Annotated in this window: 13 protein-coding genes and 1 pseudogene; 11 read left to right on the forward strand and 3 right to left on the reverse strand. The window is 70.0% G+C overall.

The features are described 5' to 3' along the window. The 5 genes and pseudogenes from ABZ260_RS30175 to ABZ260_RS30195 all read left to right on the forward strand — a co-directional run. Nucleotides 1–412: pseudogene (locus ABZ260_RS30175) on the forward strand (HNH endonuclease); the annotation flags it as partial. 90 nt (nucleotides 413–502) lie between these two features. After that, nucleotides 503–1,342: a class I SAM-dependent methyltransferase gene (locus ABZ260_RS30180; protein ID WP_355624621.1), complete on the forward strand. Its 840-nt coding sequence runs from the start codon at nucleotides 503–505 to the stop codon at nucleotides 1,340–1,342. Between the two features lie 7 nt (nucleotides 1,343–1,349). Then, the gene (locus tag ABZ260_RS30185) at nucleotides 1,350–2,318 is read left to right on the forward strand and encodes a lysylphosphatidylglycerol synthase transmembrane domain-containing protein (RefSeq protein WP_355557118.1); all 969 of its coding nucleotides are present in this window, start codon (nucleotides 1,350–1,352) and stop codon (nucleotides 2,316–2,318) included. Nucleotides 2,319–2,408: 90 nt separating this feature from the next. After that, complete coding sequence (locus tag ABZ260_RS30190; RefSeq protein WP_355624623.1) at nucleotides 2,409–3,530, forward strand: glycosyltransferase family 1 protein; 1,122 nt, start codon at nucleotides 2,409–2,411, stop codon at nucleotides 3,528–3,530. 17 nt (nucleotides 3,531–3,547) lie between these two features. Further along, on the forward strand, nucleotides 3,548–4,642 hold the full coding sequence (locus ABZ260_RS30195; protein WP_355624625.1) for an NDP-sugar synthase: 1,095 nt from the start codon (nucleotides 3,548–3,550) through the stop codon (nucleotides 4,640–4,642). 90 nt (nucleotides 4,643–4,732) lie between these two features. On the opposite strand, the gene ABZ260_RS30200 is transcribed toward ABZ260_RS30195, so the two are convergent. Further along, a complete protein-coding gene (locus ABZ260_RS30200; RefSeq protein ID WP_355624627.1) occupies nucleotides 4,733–4,933 on the reverse strand; it encodes a hypothetical protein in 201 nt (66 codons plus the stop codon). 220 nt (nucleotides 4,934–5,153) lie between these two features. Here ABZ260_RS30200 and ABZ260_RS30205 point away from each other — a divergent pair, with 220 nt between their 5' ends. From ABZ260_RS30205 to ABZ260_RS30225, 5 genes are all read left to right on the forward strand, one after another. Further along, nucleotides 5,154–7,781 (forward strand): bifunctional FO biosynthesis protein CofGH, encoded by a 2,628-nt coding sequence (locus tag ABZ260_RS30205; protein WP_355624629.1) that lies wholly within the window; start codon nucleotides 5,154–5,156, stop codon nucleotides 7,779–7,781. A gap of 101 nt (nucleotides 7,782–7,882) precedes the next feature. Then, complete coding sequence (locus tag ABZ260_RS30210) at nucleotides 7,883–9,613, forward strand: substrate-binding and VWA domain-containing protein (protein WP_355624631.1); 1,731 nt, start codon at nucleotides 7,883–7,885, stop codon at nucleotides 9,611–9,613. 279 nt (nucleotides 9,614–9,892) lie between these two features. Next, nucleotides 9,893–10,147, forward strand: a complete 255-nt coding sequence (locus tag ABZ260_RS30215; RefSeq protein ID WP_355624633.1) for a hypothetical protein — start codon at nucleotides 9,893–9,895, stop codon at nucleotides 10,145–10,147. A 199-nt stretch (nucleotides 10,148–10,346) separates the two neighbouring features. Next, nucleotides 10,347–11,156, forward strand: coding sequence for a hypothetical protein (locus ABZ260_RS30220; protein WP_355624635.1), 810 nt, complete (start codon nucleotides 10,347–10,349; stop codon nucleotides 11,154–11,156). A gap of 37 nt (nucleotides 11,157–11,193) precedes the next feature. Beyond that, the gene (locus ABZ260_RS30225; protein ID WP_355624636.1) at nucleotides 11,194–12,093 is read left to right on the forward strand and encodes a tetratricopeptide repeat protein; all 900 of its coding nucleotides are present in this window, start codon (nucleotides 11,194–11,196) and stop codon (nucleotides 12,091–12,093) included. 125 nt (nucleotides 12,094–12,218) lie between these two features. On the opposite strand, the gene ABZ260_RS30230 is transcribed toward ABZ260_RS30225, so the two are convergent. Both ABZ260_RS30230 and cofD read right to left on the reverse strand, forming a co-directional pair. After that, on the reverse strand, nucleotides 12,219–13,538 hold the full coding sequence (locus tag ABZ260_RS30230) for a coenzyme F420-0:L-glutamate ligase (RefSeq protein WP_355624637.1): 1,320 nt from the start codon (nucleotides 13,536–13,538) through the stop codon (nucleotides 12,219–12,221). Next, complete coding sequence (gene cofD / locus ABZ260_RS30235; RefSeq protein ID WP_355624638.1) at nucleotides 13,535–14,500, reverse strand: 2-phospho-L-lactate transferase; 966 nt, start codon at nucleotides 14,498–14,500, stop codon at nucleotides 13,535–13,537. The genes ABZ260_RS30230 and cofD overlap by 4 nt, the downstream gene beginning before the upstream one ends. A 298-nt stretch (nucleotides 14,501–14,798) precedes the next feature. Here cofD and ABZ260_RS30240 point away from each other — a divergent pair, with 298 nt between their 5' ends. Further along, on the forward strand, nucleotides 14,799–15,380 hold the full coding sequence (locus tag ABZ260_RS30240; RefSeq protein ID WP_355624640.1) for a hypothetical protein: 582 nt from the start codon (nucleotides 14,799–14,801) through the stop codon (nucleotides 15,378–15,380). Nucleotides 15,381–15,427: the final 47 nt, after the last annotated feature.

A 15,427-nucleotide genomic window follows, 5' to 3' on the forward strand; every position in this document is an offset into this window, starting at 1 on the left:
GGTCGGCATCGGTCACCTCGGCGCAGTGGGTACCGGCACGTTGGACGCGCTGCACGTCGGCGAACTGGAGAGCGTGACCGCCTGGCCGTTCACGGTCCTGGTGGTCAAAGCGACCGGTCGCGGCACCTACGCCCGCACCACCCCCGACCGATACGGGTTCCCCCGCCTTGCCCGGCCACGGAGCAAACTGCACCACGGCTTCCAAACCGGCGACCTGGTCCGGGCGAACGTCCCGGCAGGCAAGAAAGCCGGGATTCACCTCGGGCGAGTCCTGGTCCGCTCCTCCGGTTCGTTTGACATCACCACCCGGCACGGCCGCGTCACCGGGATCAACCACCGGCACGTCCGTCACCTTCAGCGCGCGGACGGCTACGGCTACACGACCCAGAAAGAAGCCGATCGACATGACTGACCGGTCAGGGCACGCTCGGGCTTTGGCGGCCCTTCCGCTGCCGATTCCTCCCCGGCCTGAAGGCCGGGGCATCCTCGGGAGGTTCTGGTGATGAGCACCGAGCGGGTCGCGCAGCTTGAGTACTCCGAGTTCCAGGCGGCGATGCTGGACGAGGAGAAGCGCCGCAGGAAGGCCGCGAAGATCGTCGCGGTGCTCGGGCACTTTCTCGGCAGGGAAGAGGACGTCCTCGCCGGTCTGACCGTCGCCGACATCGGTTGCTCGGCGGGGTTCATCGCCGACGAGCTGGCCGCGGCGGGCGCGAGCCGGACGTTCGGCGTCGACATCGACGTGCCGGGCCTGCGCAAGGCGGCCCAGCGGTTCGGCGAGCGGGTCGAGTTCGTCTGCGCCGACGGCACCGCGCTGCCCTTCCCCGACGGTTCGATCGACGTACTGGTCTTCAACCACATCTACGAGCACGTGGTCGACCCGGACGCGATCATGGCCGAGATGCGCCGGGTGCTCTCCGCGGACGGTGTCCTCTATCTCGGCCTGGGCAACCGGCTAGGCGTGATGGAGCCGCACTACAAGCTGCCGTTCCTGTCGTACCTGCCGCCCGCGCCGGCCGACCGCTACGTGCGGCTCTTCGGCCGGGCCGACAGCTACTACGAGCGCTATCGCACCCGGCGCGGCCTGCGCAAGATGGTGCGCGGCCTGCGGGTGTGGGACTACACCTTCCCCGTGCTCGCCACCCCGGCGGCGTTCGCGGGCGACGAGCTCTTCGGCGGTGTGGCGGGGCGGGTGGCCGGTGGCGTGCTGTCGCGGCTGCCCCGCCCGGTGCTGCGTGCCCTGCTGCCCGTGGTGCCCACCTACCTGTGGGTGGCGACCAGGGGTGAGCGCCGCCCGGCCGGCCGGGCGCTGCCGCAGCCGCCCGAGCCGGTACGGCCCCTGTGAGCCTGCGGTGAGCGAGGACGAAGGAGCCGTCCGGTCCGGCGCGTCCACCCTGAGACGGCTGGCCCGCGTCGCCTTCCTGCTCCTCGCGCTCGGGTTCGGCACCTGGGTGGTGCTGAGCCAGTGGGACGACATCCGCGCGGGGTTCGCCCGGCTGTCCGTGCTGTCGCTCGTGTTGTCGCTGGTGGCGGTGCTCGCCGCGCTGTGCGGCGGGATGATGACATGGCGGGCGCTGCTGGCCGACCTGGGCTCGCCGCTGCCGCTGCGCGCGGGGGCGAGGGTCTTCTTCGTGGGCCAGCTCGGCAAGTACATCCCCGGCTCGCTCTGGCCGGTGATCGCTCAGATGGAGATGGGGCGGGAGCTGGGCGTTCCCCGGTCGCGCAGTGCGGCGGCGTTCTTCCTGACGCTGCCGGTGCAGCTCGGCAGCGGTCTGGTGGTCTCGGGGGTGACGCTGCTGGCGGCCCAGCCGGGGGCGGCCGCGCCGTACGCCTGGGCGTTCCTGCTGATCCCCGTGCTCGCGGTGGCCTTCGAGCCGAGGGTGGTCAACGCGGTCCTCGGGTTCGGGCTGCGCAAGCTGAGGCGCGAGCCGCTGGAGCGTCCCCTCACCCGCAGGGGCATGCTCACCGCGCTGGGCTGGGCACTGGGCGGCTGGATCGCGTACGGGCTGCACCTGGCGGCGATCGTGCACGACCTCGGACCCTCCGGGTTCTCCGCGGTCCTGTTCTCCATCGGCGCGTTCGCCCTGTCGTGGTGCCTGGGGATCATGACGTTCGTCGTCCCAGCGGGGGCGGGCGTGCGGGAGGTGGCCATGGTGGCCGTCCTGGCGCCTGTCCTGGACGGGGGGTCGGCCATAGCGGCGGCGCTCTGCTCCCGGATTGTGATCATTCTTGGCGATCTCGTCTGCGCAGGTTTCGCGGGTCTGGCCGCGCGCCGCGCCACGGCTTCCAGTAAGGACCACGCTTCGGGAAAAGCCGTGTGATTTCCCCCATGATTTCGGAGACTCTGGCAATAGAGTGAACGGAGGAGGGGGACGGCCGTCCCACGTGAATCATGAGGGGAGCGATCCTTCTTGACGCCTAGAGTGCTCGTCGACGCGGCCGCGGTTCCGGCCGATCGCGGTGCGCTGATCAGGTACGTCGATGGACTCGTCGCCGCGCTGGACAGGGCGGGCACTGATCTCGTGGTCGTCTGCCAGCGCGCCGACGCCGCCCGATATGCCGGACTGGCGCCCTCCGCGCGGATCGTGCCGGGGCCTCACGGGATCACCAACAGGGCCGCCCGCCTGACCTGGGAGCAGACGGGGCTGCCCTTCCTCGCCCGGCAGGTCGCCGCCCAGGTCATCCACGCCCCCTACTACTCGATTCCGCTGAGCTCGGGCCTGCCGACCGTGGCGACGGTGCACGATCTCACCTGCTTCACCGAGCCCCTGCAGCACGACGCGGTCAAGGCGGCGTTCTTTCGCGCGGCGACCCGCACGGCGGTCCGGCACGCCACCCGGGTGATCGTGCCCTCCAAGGCGACCAGGGACGAGCTGATCAGGTTGCTCTCGGCCGACCCGACCCGCATCGACGTCGCCTACCACGGTGTCGATCCGGCGCTGTTCCATCCGCCGTCCGAGCGTGAGGTCAAGCACGCCTCCGACCGGCTCGGCCTGCACGGCACTCCCTACGTGGCCTTCCTCGGCCCGCTGGAGCCCCGCAAGAACGTGCCGAACCTGATCCGCGGCTTCGTGCGCGCCGTCGAGGACATCTCCCACCCGCCCGCCCTGGTGCTCGCCGGGGGCGTCCGCGACGTCGAGGTGGACGCCGCGGTGGAGCAGGTCCCGTCGACGGTGCGGGTGCTCCGTCCCGGCTTCCTGTCCTTCGCCGACCTGTGCGGTTTCCTCGGTGGGGCGGTGATCGCGGCCTTTCCCTCGCGGGGTGAGGGCTTCGGGCTGCCGGTGCTGGAGGCCATGGCCTGCGGCGCACCGGTGCTCACCACGCACCGTACCTCGCTGCCGGAGGTGGGGGGCGACGCGGTCGCCTACACCGAGCCGGACGCCGAGAGCATCGCCGCGGCGCTGCGCACGCTGCTCTCCTCACCCGAGCGCAGGGACGTGCTGTCCGCGGCGGGTATCGCCCGTGCCAAGGAGTTCACCTGGGACGCCTCGGCCGAGGCACACCTGCTCTCTTACCAGCGCGCGGCCGAGTAGTGAGTTAACCTCGCGGAATGATGGAGACCCCTTTGCCGGATCTAGAGGCGATTCTCCTTGTCGGTGGACGAGGGACGCGCCTGCGTCCGTTGACACTGGACACCCCGAAACCCCTGTTGCCCACGGCGGGAGTTCCCTTCCTGTCCCACCAGCTCGCCCGCGCCAGGGCCTTCGGCGTGCGACGCATCGTGTTCGCCACCTCCTACCGGGCGGAGATGTTCTCCGAGGCGTTCGGGAACGGCGAGGCGTTCGGCCTCGAACTCGAGTACATGACGGAGGAGGAGCCGCTCGGCACCGGCGGGGCCATCCGCAATGCCGCCAAGGCGCTGACCTGCGGCCCCGGCGATCCGGTGCTGGTGCTGAACGGCGACATCCTGTCCGGTCACGACATCGGCGACCAGATCGCGACGCATGTCGCGCGGGGGGCCGCCCTCACCCTGCACCTGACCGAGGTGGACGACCCCTCGCGCTTCGGCTGTGTGCCGACCGACGACGACGGGCGGGTGACCGCCTTCCTGGAGAAGACCCCGAACCCGGTCACCAACCGGATCAACGCCGGATGTTACGTCTTCACCCGCTCGGTGATCGACGCGATCCCGGAGGGGCAGGTCGTCTCGGTCGAGCGCGAGACCTTCCCCGGCCTGATCGAGGACGGCGCCCTGGTGCTCGGCTACGCCGACGCGTCCTACTGGCTCGACGTGGGCACGCCCGCCGCCTTCGTGCAGGGCTCCCGCGACCTGGTCCTCGGCCGGCTCGTCTCGCCCGCGCTGCCAGGTCCCACCGGTGACTTCCTCGCCCTGCCCGGCGCCATGATCTCGCCCGAGGCCAAGGTCTCCGGCGGTTCCGTGATCGGCGCCCGCGCGATCGTGGAGTCGGGGGCGCAGGTCGGTGGCAGCGTGCTCGGAGACGACTGCATCGTGCACTCGGGCGCGGTCGTGGTCGACTCGGTGATCGGCATCGGCGCGCGTGTCGATTGTGGAGCGGTCCTGCGGGATGTGGTCGTCGGCGACGGCGCCGTGGTCGGTCCCGGGAACGAACTGCTCGCGGGCAGCCGGGTCTGGCCCGGTGTGGTGCTCCCCGAGTCCGCGATCCGCTTCTCCAGCGACATCTGACCGGCCCCGCCGTACGGTGTGCGGGAGATCGTGGTGGATCGGTCGCGGTCCGGCACGGGCCGCGTCCGGTGGGGCTTTCCAAGCGCAGGGTCAGCCGGCCGCCGGGGTCGGGCGGTGCGCGGTCATCCGCTCGCGGGCCGCGGCCGCCCGCGCGTGACCGGTGGTCGTGCTGAGCGCCCCCTCGTCGGGGGAGGGTTCCTGATGATGCCAGTCGAGGCTGTCGCGGGTGTCGGCGCCCACCAGCGGGGCGAGGACGGCGACGGCGACAAGGGCGAGGAGAAACCAGAACATTTTCGGCTCCTGGGGGTGGGGTCCGAGGTGGGCGCCTCGGCTGAGGGCCGGGAATCTTCGTGGCTGCGAAGGTTCCGGCTGACATGTCTAATTTATGTATATGCAAGCATTTATGTCTATCGAGATCTGCTTGTAGCGAGTCTTTAGCGAATCTGAAGTGTCGGATCGAGGTCCGGTACCCGCCGCCGGGCAGGTGAGCGTCGCGCCGTACTGTGACGTCATGAGTCCCAACCCCACCGACAACGCGATGCGCCGGGCTCTGGCCAGGGCACGCGATGGCAAAACTCTTGATATCGCCGAGGCCACAGTCCTGTTGCACGCCCGGGACACACATCTGGAGACCCTCCTTGACCACGCCGGGAGGGTCAGGGACGCGGGTCTGGAGGCGGTCGGACGACAGGGGATCATCACCTACAGCCGCAAGGTCTTCATCCCCCTGACGAGGCTCTGCCGGGACCGCTGCGGATACTGCACGTTCGCCACCGCCCCGCACAAACTGGAGAGCCTGTTCCTGAGCCCGGACGAGGTGCTGGAGATCGCCGCGCAGGGCGCGGCCATGGGATGCAAGGAAGCGTTGTTCACCCTGGGGGACCGGCCGGAGGACCGCTGGCATCAGGCCCGCGAGTGGCTGGACGCGCACGGCTACGACGACACGCTCTCCTACGTCCGCGCGATGGCCGTGCGGGTGCTTGAGGAGACCGGGCTGCTGCCGCACCTGAACCCGGGCGTCATGACCTGGCGGGACCTGCAGCGCCTCAAGCCGGTCGCGCCCTCCATGGGCATGATGCTGGAGACGACCTCGCGGCGGCTCTTCGAGGAGAAGGGGCAGCCGCACTACGGCTCACCCGACAAGGACCCCGCCGTGCGGCTGCGCGTGCTGGAGGACGCCGGGCGGACGAACGTGCCGTTCACCAGCGGCATCCTCATCGGCATCGGGGAGACGGTCGCCGAGCGCGCCGAGTCGCTGTTCGCGCTGCGCAAGGTGGCGCGCGAGTACGGCGGCATCCAGGAGATCATCGTCCAGAACTTCCGCGCCAAGCCGGACACCGCGATGCGCGGCATGCCCGACGCGGACCTGCAGGAACTGGCCGCCACCATCGCGGTGACCCGGCTGGTGCTGGGACCGAAGATGAGGGTGCAGGCCCCGCCGAACCTGGTCGACTCCGAGTACGAGCTGATGATCAGGGCGGGCATCGACGACTGGGGCGGCGTCTCGCCGTTGACGCCCGACCATGTCAACCCCGAGCGCCCCTGGCCGCAGATCGACGACCTCGCCGCCCGCACCGCCGCCGCCGGGTTCACGCTGCGCGAGCGGCTGACCATCTATCCCGAGTTCGTGCTGGCGGGGGAGCCCTGGCTGGACCCGAGGCTCAACGCGCACGTGGCCGCCCTGGCGGACCCCGGCACCGGCCTCGCCCGCGAGGACGCGGTCGTGACCGGCCGCCCCTGGCAGGAGCCCGACGGGGGCTTCGTCTCCCTGGGCCGTGTCGACCTGCACACGGCGGTCGACACCGAGGGCCGTACCGCCGACCGTCGTGACGACTTCGACCACGTCTACGGAGACTGGGAGGCTCTGCGGGAGCGCCTGCCCGTCGCGGAGGGCACCGCCGGGAGCGGCGGCGCCGTCAGGGGCGATGTGCGGGAGGCGCTGCGGCAGGCCGAACGCGACCCGGCGGGGCTGAGCGACGCCCAGGCGCTCGTCCTCCTCGACCTCGCCGGAGACCCGTCGGGCGCCGGCGCCGACGACGCCGCGCTGGACGAGCTCTGCCGGATCGCCGACGGCCTGCGCAGGGAGGCGGTCGGTGACGACGTCACCTACGTGGTGAACAGGAACATCAACTTCACGAACGTCTGCTACACGGGCTGCCGCTTCTGCGCCTTCGCGCAGCGCCGCACCGATGCCGACGCCTACACCCTCTCGCTGGAGCAGGTCGCCGACCGCGCCTGGGAAGGATGGCAGGCAGGGGCGACCGAGGTGTGCATGCAGGGGGGCATTCACCCCGACCTGCCCGGCACCGCGTACTTCGACATCGCCAAGGCGGTCAAGGCCAGGGTGCCCCAGATGCACGTCCACGCGTTCTCGCCGATGGAGGTCATCAACGGGGCCAGCCGCACCAACCTGTCCATCGAGGACTGGCTGGTCGCCGCCAGGGAGGCGGGCGTCGACTCGCTGCCGGGTACCGCGGCGGAGATCCTCGACGACGACGTCCGCTGGGTGCTGACCAAGGGCAAGCTGCCCACCGCCGAGTGGGTCGAGGTCATCTCCACCGCGCACCGGGTCGGCATTCCGACGACCTCCACGATGATGTACGGCCATGTCGACAACCACGCGCACTGGGTGCAGCACATCCGGCTGATCCGCCGCATGCAGGAGGAGACCGGTGGGTTCTCCGAGTTCGTGCTGCTGCCGTTCGTTCACCACAGCGCGCCCATCTACCTGGCGGGGATCGCCCGCCCGGGGCCGACGGCGCGGGAGAACCGGGCGGTGCACGCGCTGGCCCGCGTTCTGCTGCACGGCGCGATCGCCAACATCCAGTGCTCCTGGGTGAAGCTCCAGGACGGGCTCTGCCGCGAGGTGCTCATGGGCGGGGTCAACGACCTCGGCGGCACGCTGATGGAGGAGACGATCAGCAGGATGGCCGGGTCGGAGAACGGCTCCTTCAAGACGATCAGCGAGATCGAGGCCATGGTCGCCCCGACCGGGCGGCCGATCCGGCAGCGGACCACCTCCTATGGCGTGCCCGACGCCGAGCGGCTGGCCGCGGCCAGGGTGAGCGACGGGGTCTGCCGGAGCGTCCGCCCCAACGCCCTTCCACTGCTCCCGCTGGAGGCGTCGACAAAGTTATAACAAGTTCTATATTTGCTTGCCCTCCGTGAGGGGTTCATTGACACAATCGTCTTTCTCCTCTAGCGAGAGGTCTCCGTGTGCCCTCCTCCGGTCGACACCGTGTGGCCGTCGGCGCTGAGCGGCGTCGGCGTCAGGTCCTGCTGCGCCTGTCGCTGGCGGCGGTCGCGATAGCGGTCGCCCTGGCGGGGAGCGCCGTCCTGGTGCTCGACCAGGCGGGGGGTTCGTGCTCGGCCCGCGACCCGGTGCTGGTCGGGGTCGCCGCCGCCGTCGACATCGCCCCGACCGTCATGGAGGCGGCGGGGCGGTTCAACCGGAGCAGGGCGGGTGTCGACGGCCGGTGCGTGCTGGTGCAGGTGACCGAGCAGCCGCCCGCCACGGTGCTGCGCACCCTGCTCGGCGGCACCGCGGGGGTGCTCAGCGAGCGCCCGGACGGCTGGATCTCCGACTCCTCGGCCTGGATCCGGCTCGCCCGCAAGCAGGGGGCCGCGAACCTGGCCGGCACCGAGACCGTCATGGCGACCTCGCCCCTGGTCTTCGCCACCCGCAAGTCCCTGGCCCGGCGTTTCGCGGTCGGTAAGACCGACATGAACTGGCGGATGGTCTTCCCCGCGACCACCCGTGGCCGGATCCAGCCGACCGAGAACGAGCCCGACGTGGTCCGCGTCCCCGACCCGTCGCTCGCGGGTGCCGGAATCGCCACCGTGGCCGCGGCCAGGGACGTGGTCGGCAGCGGCGCCGAGGCCGACCGCGCGCTTACCGCGTTCGTCCGCTGGGCGCAGGCGGGGGCGGCGCCCGACTACCGGACCATGCTCGCCGCCGTCGACGACCGCTCCTTCTGGCAGCGCCCCGTGGTGATCGTTCCCGAGCAGTCGGTCTGGGAGCACAACCGCCGGCCGTCGGACGACCCGGTGACCGCCCTGCACCCCCGTGAGGGGACCATCAACCTCGACTACCCGTACGTGGTCACCTCCTCCGACGAGGCGAAGGCGAGCGGGTCGAGGGCCTTCGCCGCCTGGCTGCGCTCCCCCGAGACCCAGGAGGCGGCCCGCAGGGCGGGCTTCCGCTCGCCCGACGGCTCCCTGGGGCCGTACTCACCCGGTCCCGAGATTCCCACCGAGGCGCCCCGCACCCGCCCGACCATCCTGCCCGGCATGATCGACGAGGCGCTGGCGGCGTGGAGCAGGCTCGCCCCGCCGACCAACATCCTGGTCCTGGCGGACAGCGGCAAGCACATGGCCGGGCCGATCAACGGGCAGCGGGGGAAGACCCGGCTGACCGTCGCCCTTGACGCCGCCAGGCTCGGCCTGCAGCTCTTTCCCGGCTCCACGCACATGGGCATGTGGGAGTTCTCCTCGGCCAAGGGTGAGGACCAGCGCGAGCGGGTGCGCCTCGGCCCGATCACCGAGCCCGACGGCGGCCAGGTCATCCGGCGCAGCCGCCTGGAGGAGCTGACCCGGACCCTGCGCGCCGACCCGAAGGAGCCCAGCGCCCTGTACGACTCGATCATCGCCGGGTTCCGCGCGCTGACCGAGTCCTACGACGAGACCATGAACAACACCCTGCTCGTCATCACGGCGGGCAAGGACGACGGCAAGGGCATCTCCGGCACCAAGCTGGTGGAGAGGCTCCGCGGTGAGTGGAACCCCGAGCGACCCGTCCAGATCGTCGTCCTCGCCTTCGGCGCCGACCTCGACCGTGCCGCCCTCACCCAGATCACCTCGGTCACCAACGGCTCCCTGCACGTCGCCCAGCGCCCAGAAGAGATCATCGACGTCTTCCTGTCCGCCCTGGCCCGCCGTCTCTGTCACCCCACCTGCGCCAAGGCCCCGTGACCACCTGCCGCAGGGGGCGGGCGACCGCTCCGGCCGGAGCTCTGGATCGTTCCAGTGAGGAGATCGGGGGAGGCGTCTGGAATTTCAGTAGTCATTGGCCTACTCTTAGTGACGAAATCCCGCTTCTATCCAGGTAGGGGTAATCGATGGAAAGTGCCGACAGCCGGATCATGGCGCTCATCGTGATCGCCACGATCGTGTTCGCCATCTCGCAACTCTGACAGCCCCCCGCATGCCGGCAGCGACGAGGATCCTGCTTCCCCCCGGTAGGAGTGCGACGTGGACAGCTCGAACGGCCGGATCCTGGCCCTTGTCGTAGTGGCCACGATCGTGTTCGCCGTCGGACGGCGTTTCCAGCGGACGATGGACACCTGGGCGGGATGGGGCAAGGCGGTCGAAGCGGCCGCCGAGGCCGCATCGAAGATCCCTGACGCCAAGTCGGCGGCCTGGAAGGCGGTCCGCCGCATGATCGGGGTTGGTCTGATAGCGCTGATCCTGTTCGCGGTGGTCGCGAACGTGATCCGCTACGGCTGAGCCTCCGAATCCCAGATCGGGCCCCCGGAGCCTTTGGCTGGGCGACCCGGACGGCCCGAGCTGGGACCTGCCCGCGTAGTGGCCGGTTGAGAGGGTTCCGTATTTCCGTATCGCTCGAACGTATCGGAAAGTTCCGAGACGGCGGTGTGATCTTTGCCTGGAAGGATCTTCTTTCCCTCCAGGCGCCGAAGGAAATCGAATGAGACGGATCACCACCGGTCTTGTCGTGAGCCTCCTCCTGCTCACGCCGCTGCCCGCCCGTGCCGACGCGCCCGATCCGATCAAGGCACTCCGCGCCCAGGTCGTACCGGGCAGGGGCGTCACCGTCTCCGCGGTCACCCGCATGTTGGCCGACGGCAAGCACATGTTCACCAGCCGGACCACGCGGGTCGCCGGATTCCGTAAGGGAGGGCTGGTGGAAACGGACGACATCAGCACACTCTCCTCACCGATCCGCTCTGAGATCCCGGAATTGGACTCTTCCTTCCTCTTCCCGGAGCTGCTCATCAAAGTCGACGGTGCGTACTACACCTCGGGTGGTGAGCTGATCGGCACGTTGCCGCTGGGCAAGCAGTGGGTGCGCAGCCGATGGTTCGAGTCCAGTCCCATGGATGTCACGGTCGATCTCCTCGAACCCGGTACGCTGCGGGCGCTGCTCGCCACCGCCTCCTCCGTCGGCCCGCGCACGGCCAAGGGCACCATCTATGCCTCCAAGATCCCCGGTCAGCCCCTCGGCGGGGGGTTGGGACGCGATGAGAAGGTCGCCTGGGCGCTCTGGTTCGACGCCAAGGGCAGGGTCACCCGCCTGACCACCACGACCTCTCAGCAGACGAACGACAACTACGAGCTGGGTATCCGTTCCGACCTGCGTTTCACCGGCTGGGGCACCAAGGTGACGATCGAGCCGCCGCCCGAGGACCTGGTCATCGACGCCGAGGACCTTCCCGAGGAGGAAGGCCTGTTCTGGGAGCCGCCGGTGACGATCGAGACTCCCCCGAAGGGGAAGTGAGGCCGAGGCCGCATGGTGAATGCTTACGATCGTTCAGATGGCTGAAGAAGAGGTGTGTGTGGCAGGCGAGGAAAGTTTGGAAGCCGGTGCGCGGGAGGGCGGCCCGCAGCGGTGTGGACTGCTCATCGAACGTGCCAAGACGTATTCGATGATGAAGCGCTTCGATGAGGCGATCGCAGATCTGACCGAGGTACTCCGGCTTGATCCCGGCAACGACATCGTGTGGGGCAGGCGGGGTGAGTTGTACCGAAGGACGGGCCGGTTCCAGGAGGCCGTCGCCGACTTCGACCGCGCGATCGAGATCGACCCGGAGTACACGTACGCGATCGGCAGCCGGGGGCAGGCGTATGAGGCGCTCGGCCGGTTCGGGGAGGCGCTGGCCGACTTCAACCGTGCGATTGAGCTGACTCCGGACGAGGTCTGGCTCCTCAGCGAGCGGGCGGACCTGCTGCGCAAGGTCGAGCGGTACGACGACGCGGAGACCGATCTGATCCGGGCCATGATGCTCGCCCCAGAGGACACCGACCTGTACAACGCTCGCGGAGACCTCTATTACCAGGTGAACCGCTATGACGATGCGATCACGGATTTCTCCCACGCGCTGAGCATGGAGCCGAACAACGTCTGGGCACTCGTCTCACGCGGTGAGACGTATCGCATGATGGGCAAGATAGATGAAGGGCTCGGCGACCTGAATCACGCCCTTCAGTTGGAGCCCGACAACGATCGTGCTCTGGGGAGCCGCGGGGCGATCCTGCACAAGCTGCACCGGGACGAGGAGGCGATGGCCGATCTCACCAGGGCGATCGAGATCGACCCCGAATACACCTGGGCCTACGTCCGCAGGGGCGAGGTGCTGCGGTCCCTGGGCCGTTACGAGGAATCGCTCGTTGATATAAATCGGGCGATGGAGCTCGACGGAGGCGCGGACGGCTGAGCGGATCGGCCGAGGCCCCCGGACGCGCCGATCCCGTTTCCCGCACGCGCGGCGGCGCCGCAACCCGAACCGGAGTCGCTGACAACCGCTCCGAGTCCGGTTCGTGTCGCGTGCGGAAGCCGGGCCTAGCGGACGACGATGAAGTCGGACGCCTGCCTGGGGGCGCGGTCCCTCGGGGGAGCCGCGGGGTGGCCGATGGCGACGGCTCCCATCGGGTCCCAGCCGGCGGGCAGGTCGAGGACCTCGCGGACGACGTCGCGGCAGAACATGGTGGAGGAGACCCACGCGGAGCCCAGCCCCTCCACCGCGAGCTGGACGAGGAGGTTCTGCACCCCCGCGCCGGCCGCGACCACGAACATCTCCCGCTCGGCGGTGTTGCGCCGGTCGTCGCGGTAGGTGTGCGAGCCGTCCATGACCAGGCAGGGCACCGCCAGGTACGGGGCCGCGCGCAGCACGTCGCCCCGCCTGACCCGCCTGGCGATCGACTCCTCAGAGAAGCCGTCGCCGCGCAGGTCGGCGATCCAGGCCTCGCGCATGGCGTCGAGCAGCTTCTCCCGGGCCCCCGCCGACTCCAGCAGGACGAACCGCCACGGGGTCGTGTGGTGCGGGGCGGGCGCGGCGATCGCGGCGTCGACGGCCCTGCGGACCTTGGCGCCGTCCACGGGCTCCGCGGAGAACTCCCGGATGGTTCTGCGGGCGAAGACCACGTCGCGCGAGCCGTACCGGAACATGTCGTCGGCGGACGGGCGGACCAGCTCGCGGATGCCAGGCCCGTCGTCCTCGGTGGTGTACTCGGGCAGGCCCCTGATCACCGCTACCGGGGTCTGCGCGACCTTCCCCTTGACCAGGTCTCCGGCCGCGGCGAACTCGTCGGCGACGGCGGTCAGGGTGACCTCGAGCGCGTTGCCGTAGTCGTCGGACATGCCCCGGTAGTCGAGAGAGGGAGTCACTCCGGCGACGCCGACGGCCATGTCGGTCTGGCCGTTGCGCCACGGGCGGCCGAAGGTGTCGGAGATGATCACACCGACCGACACGCCGAGCAGTTCCGCGACTCGCGCCCTGATGGCCGAGGCGGAGGCGTCCGGGTCGACGGGCAGCAGGACCACCGTGTCCGGCCGGGTGTTGGAGGCGTCGACCCCGGCGGCGGCCATGACGAAGCCGTGCCTCGTCTCGGCGATCACGGTCTCGCCCCTGCGGGCGACCACCCGCCTCGTCTCCGCGCCGACCGCCTCGGCACGGGGCACACCGTGCAGGACCCGGCCTTCGGCCTTGCTTGAGATCTTGGAGGTGACCACGAGGATGTCGCCGTCACGCAGGTCGGGCAGAGCCGTGGCGATCAGCTCCCCGACGTCGTCGCCCTCGTGGACCTCGGGTATGCCGGGAACGGCGAAGATCTCCACCCTGACGTCGGCGGGATTCCGCCGCCCGCGCTTGATCCGGCTCATCGCGAGCCCTCCTCGCGAGTGGCGGGGGACGCGAGTCGGGTGGCCATGTCCAGGGCCGCGCGGGCGATGGCGGCGGCGGCCTCGACGTCGTGCATGATCAGCGGGCGGGCCTCGACGTCGACGCCGGCGAGGGCCACTCCGGCGTCCTCCTCCGCGACCAGCCAGCCGTTCACCAGCGGCGACCCGTACAGCTCCAGGACCGCCTGCGCGGTGGTCTGCACGCCGATCGCGGTCAGGCAGGCGTCGGCCATGCCGCGGACCGGGGCGCCGCCGATGATGGGGGAGACGCCGATGACCGTCTTGCTCTCCAGGGCCTCTCGGATGCCCTTGATCTGCAGGATCGTGCCGATGCTGACGACCGGGTTGGACGGCGGGAGGATGACGACGTCGGCGGCGGCGATGGCCTCCAGCACGCCGGGGGCGGGGGAGGCCTGGTCGGCGCCGACCAGGATGATCTGTTCGGCGGGAACCGAGGCGCGCAGCCGCACCCACCACTCCTGGAAGTGGATGGCGCGGCGGCCCTGCTCGTCGGTGATGACCACGTGGGTCTCGGTCCGGTCGTCGCTCATCGGGATCAGGCGCACGCCCGGCTGCCAGCGCTGGCACAGTGCCTCGGTGACCGCCGACAGCGGGTATCCGGCGTCGAGCATCTGGGTGCGCACGATGTGGGTGGCGAAGTCGCGGTCGCCGAGGCCGAACCACTGCGGCTCGACGCCGTAGGCGGCCAGTTCCTCCTTGACGACGTGCGACTCCTGCCGTCGTCCCCAGCCCTGTTCCTCGTCGATGCCGCCGCCCAGGGTGTACATCACGGTATCGAGGTCGGGGCAGACCCGCAGGCCGTAGAGACTGATGTCGTCACCGGTGTTGCCGATGACGGTGATCTCGGAGTCGGGGGCGGCGGTGAGAAGACCCCGCAGGAAGCGGGCACCACCGATTCCGCCGGCGAGGGACACGATGCGCATGCCGTCCAGTGTTCCACTAGGTCGTTACGGATGTCGGCGGGGTGCCGGAAGAGGGGGGACGCAGTCTTTTCATGATCGTTATGAGGGCTGTCCGTGCTGGCAGAATCGCCTAACCTGATGCCCGAATTATGGACATATAAGGTGCAATGGAGCACTTACGAGGTTGGTGGGCTTCCTGGGACTACCAACAGCAAAGTCAGCCATGTGCAAAACTGACCCGGGTTTACCTAAAGACCCTATGGGGGTAGTTGTGATCAATGTCGAGGCGGGCCGGCTCCGAGAACCGGCGGCGTGGCTCATGGTAGCCGTCGCGTCCGCGAGCGTTCTCGTCGGCATCGAACGCCTGCTGTTCGGTGGATCGTCCTTCGCCGTGCGCGCGGCGGGCTACCTGGGTCAGCTCACCTCGCCGACAACCGCCGCGCTGTTCGTCGGCGCCGTGCTGCTGGCCACCCACCTCGGTCCGGTGATCGAGCGGTTGAAGCCGATGGCCCTCGTGGCGGCCGGCGTGCTCGGGCTCTCCGTGCTCTTCGGCGCGGTCAGCCTGCTCACCGCGCTGTTCGGCGGTGCGACGGACCTCCGGGAGAAGGTCGAAATCCTCCTCGGCCACCTGCCCGCCCTCGCGCTGACCGCGGTCGCACTGCTCTACGTGCTGCCGAAGGCGGTCCCCGCCGGTTCGCGCGCCGGGACCCTCCGCGCCGAGGGCGGCTTCGGCCGCCCCGCCGAGCGTCCCCGGGAGCAGGGGTACGCCTACCCCCAGCAGCCCGTTCCCGCACAGGGGCCGGTTCCCTTCCAGGACCACCCGCAGGGACAGGTTCCCTTCCAGGACCACCCGCAGGGACAGGTTCCCTTCCAGGACCACCCGCAGGGACAGGATCCATAGGAGTCGAGGAAGGCCAGCTCCACCGGGTCGCAGTAGGGGGAGGTGCC

Origin of the sequence: Streptosporangium sp. NPDC006013 (assembly GCF_040614275.1) — a bacterium.
Classification (GTDB): domain Bacteria; phylum Actinomycetota; class Actinomycetes; order Streptosporangiales; family Streptosporangiaceae; genus Streptosporangium.

Excerpts from the sequence above, each read along its gene's own strand:
- ABZ260_RS30180 (WP_355624621.1), top strand. The coding sequence starts at position 503 with ATGAGCACCGAGCGGGTCGCGCAGCTTGAGTACTCCGAGTTCCAGGCG.
- ABZ260_RS30195 (WP_355624625.1), top strand. The coding sequence starts at position 3,548 with ATGATGGAGACCCCTTTGCCGGATCTAGAGGCGATTCTCCTTGTCGGT.
- ABZ260_RS30200 (WP_355624627.1), bottom strand. The coding sequence starts at position 4,933 with ATGTTCTGGTTTCTCCTCGCCCTTGTCGCCGTCGCCGTCCTCGCCCCG.
- ABZ260_RS30205 (WP_355624629.1), top strand. The coding sequence starts at position 5,154 with ATGAGTCCCAACCCCACCGACAACGCGATGCGCCGGGCTCTGGCCAGG.
- ABZ260_RS30220 (WP_355624635.1), top strand. The coding sequence starts at position 10,347 with ATGAGACGGATCACCACCGGTCTTGTCGTGAGCCTCCTCCTGCTCACG.
- ABZ260_RS30225 (WP_355624636.1), top strand. The coding sequence starts at position 11,194 with ATGGCTGAAGAAGAGGTGTGTGTGGCAGGCGAGGAAAGTTTGGAAGCC.
- ABZ260_RS30230 (WP_355624637.1), bottom strand. The coding sequence starts at position 13,538 with ATGAGCCGGATCAAGCGCGGGCGGCGGAATCCCGCCGACGTCAGGGTG.
- cofD (WP_355624638.1), bottom strand. The coding sequence starts at position 14,500 with ATGCGCATCGTGTCCCTCGCCGGCGGAATCGGTGGTGCCCGCTTCCTG.
- ABZ260_RS30240 (WP_355624640.1), top strand. The coding sequence starts at position 14,799 with ATGGTAGCCGTCGCGTCCGCGAGCGTTCTCGTCGGCATCGAACGCCTG.